A 1,198-nucleotide genomic window follows, 5' to 3' on the forward strand; every position below is an offset into this window, starting at 1 on the left:
AGCATTCGCCGCATCTGGTGTCGATGGTGTGATTGTTCCCGTGGAATTGGCTAGTGTTGAAGCGCCAGTATTATTTGCTCCTCCGTAAGCAATTGCGTAATCGCCAAAGGATGACGTACCTCCCATTCCGCCATTTGCTGCTGCGGTTGAGGTAGAACTACCACTACTACCACTCCCCCCGGCACCGACTGTAACAGGTACTGGGCTGGTAATTTGAGCGGCTGAAAACATTTTTACTACACAAGAGCCGCCGCTTCCTCCTATGCCAAATCCCGCCCCGGATAAATCGTTCGCTCCTCCCTGTCCTCCTCCTCCTCCTCCGTAAATGACTACATAGATCCATTGGATTCCACTTGGTTTTACCCAGTTTCCCGATACAGTAAAAGCTATGTATCCTGAAGAAGATCCGACTGTCCCAACCAAACTACCCATCTAAACCTCCCACCAAACAACGTAGCCCCTAATTGCAACTGGACTTCCAATATTGATTACAAAATTTTGCCCAGTGGTAATGGCAATTGGATTAGTGTAATCAGCCGCGTGAGAGCTTAAGTTCATTGCTCCACTAATTGCCGTAGAACCTGATTTGAACGTAATTGAAGTTGCTGTAGCAGAAATAAAATAAAGGCTACTTATTCTTAAAGATTTTCCAGAGTTAGGGACAAGAATAGTTTTATCGCCGGAAGTGCCATCTGTGGCGATCGCTGTAATTATTGCTGGAATATCCCGTCTCTCGACCACAATTGCCGTATCGCTAGATTGCGATCGCGCATTTGCAGCTTTAATACTTGCAAGAATTCCACTTGTTTGGTCAAACAATCCAATAAGATTACTAACGCTATTATTGTAAGTATTGGAAATTAGCTGCATTACCGTTTGAGCAGCCGTCCCCGTATTGGTAAATTTCAACCTGTAATATTGAGCATATAACTTCGTTTCATAAGGAGTTGGATCAGCCTTGGCAACCACATTCAATACCAATATTTTTCGCCAGTTTGTATTATCTGTAGATTGCTCAACAGTCAATATCCCCGGCTGGTCAGTTAGTATCCATCCCAATACTGAACTTCTCAAGAAAGAAGTATTACGAGAAACCCCGGTATAAGTTGCTCCTGTGGCTAATATAGATATTGTGTCAATATTTTGTGTGCCGGCTCCATAGATAGTTGCGGGACTTGGCGCACTGAGGACATTTACA

The 1,198-nt window shown here is 44.2% G+C and carries 2 protein-coding genes; both read right to left on the reverse strand.

The genetic code is table 11. The features are described from left to right. A partial coding sequence (locus tag LC605_RS23760) for a glycine-rich domain-containing protein (protein WP_369010367.1) occupies window positions 1-432 on the reverse strand: 432 nt, incomplete at its 3' end. Next, the coding region (locus LC605_RS23765) for a hypothetical protein (RefSeq protein WP_229549977.1) at window positions 433-1,198 on the reverse strand (766 nt) is incomplete at its 5' end.

It is taken from the genome of Nostoc sp. CHAB 5836, from assembly GCF_020829445.1.
Lineage (GTDB): Bacteria > Cyanobacteriota > Cyanobacteriia > Cyanobacteriales > Nostocaceae > Nostoc.